Annotated in this window: 5 protein-coding genes; 3 read left to right on the top strand and 2 right to left on the bottom strand. The window is 77.3% G+C overall.

Annotated features, from left to right (window positions below; translation table 11 throughout):
• On the top strand, nt 1-885 hold an 885-nt coding region (locus tag AC0CYZ_RS02175), incomplete at its 5' end, for a TRCF domain-containing protein (protein ID WP_472211877.1).
• 115 nt (nt 886-1,000) lie between these two features.
• On the opposite strand, the gene AC0CYZ_RS02170 is transcribed toward AC0CYZ_RS02175, so the two are convergent.
• Nucleotides 1,001-1,906 carry an MBL fold metallo-hydrolase gene (locus AC0CYZ_RS02170; protein WP_472211874.1) on the bottom strand — a complete coding sequence of 302 codons (906 nt, stop codon included), beginning with the start codon at nt 1,904-1,906 and terminating at the stop codon, nt 1,001-1,003.
• Nucleotides 1,903-2,145, bottom strand: a complete 243-nt coding sequence (locus AC0CYZ_RS02165) for a hypothetical protein (protein ID WP_472211871.1) — start codon at nt 2,143-2,145, stop codon at nt 1,903-1,905. Before AC0CYZ_RS02165 ends, AC0CYZ_RS02170 begins: the two co-directional genes overlap by 4 nt.
• Nucleotides 2,146-2,226: 81 nt before the next feature.
• Here AC0CYZ_RS02165 and AC0CYZ_RS02160 point away from each other — a divergent pair, with 81 nt between their 5' ends.
• Together AC0CYZ_RS02160 and AC0CYZ_RS02155 are read left to right on the top strand one after the other, a co-directional pair.
• A complete protein-coding gene (locus AC0CYZ_RS02160) occupies nt 2,227-3,201 on the top strand; it encodes an asparaginase (protein WP_472211868.1) in 975 nt (324 codons plus the stop codon).
• A gap of 46 nt (nt 3,202-3,247) precedes the next feature.
• The coding region (locus tag AC0CYZ_RS02155; protein ID WP_472211865.1) for a hypothetical protein at nt 3,248-4,197 on the top strand (950 nt) is incomplete at its 3' end.

Raw genomic sequence — 4,197 nt, 5'->3', positions numbered from 1 at the left:
ATCGTCGTGCAGACCAGGACGTCGTGCTCGCGCTCCCAGCTCCACCAGCTCCGCGGCCGGGTCGGGCGCAGCCGGGAGCGTGGCTACGCCTACTTCCTCTACCCGAACGACCGCCCGCTGACCGAGACGTCGCACGAGCGGCTGGCCACCATCGCCCAGCACTCCGAGCTGGGCGCGGGCACGGCGGTCGCCATGAAGGACCTCGAGATCCGCGGCGCGGGCAACATCCTGGGCGCCGAGCAGTCCGGGCACATCGCGGGCGTCGGGTTCGACCTCTACATGCGCCTCGTCGGGGAGGCGGTGGAGGCGTTCAAGGCGCACACCGACGCTGGGTCCGACACCGACGAGCCGCTGGCCGAGGTCCGCGTCGACCTCCCGATCGACGCCCACGTGCCGCACGACTACGTCGACACCGAGCGGCTGCGCCTCGACGTCTACCGCAAGATCGCCGAGGCCGCGGACGGTCCGGCGCTCGACGCGGTCCGGGAGGAGCTGGTCGACCGCTACGGCGAGCCGCCGACACCGGTGACCAACCTCCTCGCGGTGGCCGCCTTCCGGCACGCGTGCCGCCGCTACGGGATCACCGAGGTGGCGGGCCAGGGCAACCTGATCCGCTTCGCCCCGGTCGACCTGCCCGAGTCCGCCCAGATGCGCCTCAAGCGGCTCCACCCGCGGGCGCAGCTCAAGCTGGCCTCGCAGACGCTGAGCCTGCCGAAGCCGACCGAGGGCCAGTCCGGCGCCGGGGGGCAGAAGGGCCCGGTGCGGATGGGTGCGGCCCCGCTGCGCGACCTCGAGCTGCTGGCCTGGTGCGAGCAGCTGTTCGTCGCGCTGTTCGGGGAGCGGCCGGCGGCGCCGAGGCCGGAGAAGGTCCCGGCCGGGGTCTAGCGGCCCGCGCCGGCCGTCCGGCCCCGGCCCGCGCCGGCCGCCCGGGGCAGCAACGGCACGTTCCTGGCATCTGACGTCACGACGGCGCCGCTCACTCGTCCCGGCCGGCCGGCGATCAGGACGCGAAGGGCCGGAACCCGGACACGTAGCCGAGCTCGCAGAGCTCGGTGTCCGGGGCCCGCCGGGCCAGGGCGTCGCGGATCGGGCCGACGTCCACGGCGCCGGCGAACCCGGGCAGCCAGTCGTCGTGGTGGGAGAGCACGAGCCGCCGCGGCCCGAGCCAGGACGCCTCCTCGGCGACGAAGTCGGCGAGCGAGCCCTGCACCGGCTCGCCGTCGCGGTTGGCCCGGCCCGCGGCGGCGAGGATCGCGACGTCGGGCGACTCCGCGGAGAGGACCCCGGTCCAGGCCCCGACCGTGTCCTGCACCAGCAGCGAGCCCTCCGAGGTCTCGAGGACGTAGACCAGCGCGCCGCCGTCCCCCCGCTCGCCCTGGGACGCGGCCTGCAGGTGCGTGAGCACGTCCTGCCCGAGGGCCGGCAGACCCGCGAACATCGCCCGGACCCGTTCCTGACGCTCCTGCCAGGTCACCCCGAGCTCGCCCAGGCAGACCTGGTCCGCCGCCGGGAACGACACCTCCGACCAGATGCACGAGTGCAGGCTCGGCAGCACCCGGACCGTCGTCGCGTCGTCGAGCCGGACGCGCTCGCCGCCGGAGACCGGGACGAGCTGCTCCTCGGGCACGCCGCACGCCGCCATCACCCGCACCGTCTCGTACGAGCCGACGATCCGGGCGCCCGACGCGGCCAGCCGCTCGGCGCCGTAGAGGTGGTCGAAATGCGAGTGGCCGACGAGGACCCAGTCGCCCGGCCCCATCCCGCCGGCCACGTCGGCGACCCCGACGCCGCTCTGCGGCGCGTCCGGCACCCGGTCCAGGTACGCGTCGAGCATGACGGTGAGGCCCTCGGCGGTGACCAGGCGGAACGTGGCGCAGCCGAACCAGTCGAGGGTCGCGGTGGTCATCCCAGGAGCGTAGGCACCAGCAGGACCAGCCCGCTGGTCGTCTGCCCGTTGCCCCCGGTGGAGGTGTGCGAGGCCGCGATGAACAGCACGATGCCGACGATCACGATCACGGCCAGGGCGATGCCGAGATAGACCCCGACCGGGATGCGCGACCCGGGCCGCTTCCGGGGTGCGTCGGGACGCTTCTCGAACAGCGTCTGGTCGTCGGTCGCCGCGTCGCGCTCGTTGTGGATGCTCACCCAGGGGCATACCCGCGGGTCCGCATCGCCACCGTCGGCACGGCCCCCGTCGGACGTGACGCGCGACCTACGCTCTCCGCCGTGACCCGACTCGCGCTGCTGGCCACCGGAGGCACCATCGCGACCCGGGCGACCGAGGCCGGGCGGGCGGTCGCCGCGGACGCGGCCGAGCTGCTCGCGGCAGTCCCGCACCTCCCGGCGCCCGCCGAGGTCACGACGCTGGACGTGGCCGGCCGGCTGAGCTTCGCCGCCGGTCTCGACGACCTCGCCGCGCTCGCGACCACGGTGCGCGCGGTGGCCGCCGAGCACGACGGCGTCGTGGTCACCCACGGCACCGACACCCTCGAGGAGACGGCGGCCCTGCTCGCCCTGACCCACGACCGCGCGACGCCGGTCACCGTCACCGGCGCCCAACGCCCGTTCGACGACCCCGCCCCCGACGGCCCGGGCAACCTCGGCGCCGCGCTGCGCTGGGTCGCCCACGGACGTCCCGGGGTGACCGTGACCTTCGCGGGGCACGTCCTCCCCGCGATCGGCGTCCGCAAGGTCCACACCGCGGCGCTGACCGCCTTCGCCGCGCCGGGACGCGGCCCGCTCGCCGAGGTGGACGACGCCGGCGTGCGCGAGCACGCGGTCGCCCCCGATGCGTCGCTGGGCGACCCGCCCGCCGCACTCCCGCGCGTCGACGTCGTCGCCCAGTACGTCGGCGCCGACGCCCACGCCCTCGACGCCGCGGTCGCGGCCGGGGCGCGCGGGGTGGTCGTCGCCGCGTTCGGCGCCGGCAACGCCACCCCCGCCGTCGTCGCCGGCGCGCGGGCGCTGCTCGAGCGGGGGGTGCCGGTCGCGGTCGCGAGCCGCACCGGCGCCGGCCCCGTCGAGGGTCTCTACGCGGGCGGCGGGGCCGAGCTGGCGCGGGCCGGGGCACTCTTCGCCGGGGACCTCTCGCCGTGGCAGGCGCGCCTGCTCCTCGCGCTCGCGCTCGCCACGGCGCCGGAGGACCCGGTCGGGGCCGCGCGGGCGTGGATGGCGCGGACGGGGGTCGCGCCCGGGCCGTGAGGCGGGGTCCGCGGGCCGCCCGACGGCCCCGTGGGAGGGTGACCGGGTGCTCGGGCGCCGTGTCCTCCCCGCCCTCGTCGCCGCGCTGACCGCGCTCGGCGCCCTCACCTCCTGCTCCGCGGCGGGACCCGGGGCCGCCGTCCCCGAACCCGGACCGGGCGTGGCCGCCGTCGTCGGGGACCAGGTGGTGCCGACGGACCTGCTCACCGCGCGGGTCCGGACGGCGGCCCCCGCCCTCGCGCAGGCGCTCGCCGAGCAGTCGCGGGCCCCCGGCGGGTCGCCCCTGGACGCGCCGACGCTGGCCGCCGAGAGCCGGGAGCTGCTCGGCACCGCCGTGCTGCACGAGGTGATCGCCGAGGCGAGCCGTCGCGAGGGGATCGTCGTCCCGCCGGCGCAGGTCGACGAGCAGGTCGCGGCGGCCGGCGGCGCCCAGGCCGCCGCGGCCACCGGCTACGACCCGGCCACCCTGCGCGAGGTCGTCGCCGACCAGATCGCGGTCACCGAGATCGGCCGCCGGGCGTTCGACCGCCTGGCGGTCACCGTGGACATCGGCACCTTCGGCTCGCGCGCCGCCGCCGACCGGGCCGCCGCCCGGCTCGCGACCGACCCGGGGACAGCCGTGCTCGACGCGCTGCCGCCGGACGCCCGGGTGGTCGACGCGACCCTGCGGCCGGGCGCGCTGACGCCGGACTCGCCGGTGCGCTCCCCCTCGTCGCTGGTCTTCGGGCTGCCCGGGCGCACCGTGAGCGTCTCGGGATCGCCGCCGCCCTCCCCGGGGCAGTCGGCTCCGGACCCGACGACCCAGCCGTGGACCGTGGTGCGGGTGCGCGACCGGGACGAGGCCGCCCCACCCGTCGGCGGGGGCGCCGTGCCCGCCGAGCTGGTCGACAGCACGACGATGTTCGGGTTCGGGCTGCGCGCGATCCAGCCGCTGGCGGTCGAGCTCGGCGTGCGGGTCAACCCGCGCTTCGGGGTCTGGGACCCGACCCAGGAGCG

Source organism: Actinomycetospora sp., assembly GCF_055612215.1.
The sequence above is the reverse complement of the archived record's forward strand: the minus strand, read 5'-3'. Positions and strand labels throughout refer to the sequence as shown.

What these genes read in the sequence shown, in the direction of transcription:
- AC0CYZ_RS02170 (WP_472211874.1), bottom strand. Translation starts at nt 1,906, where the DNA reads ATGACCACCGCGACCCTCGACTGGTTCGGCTGCGCCACGTTCCGCCTG.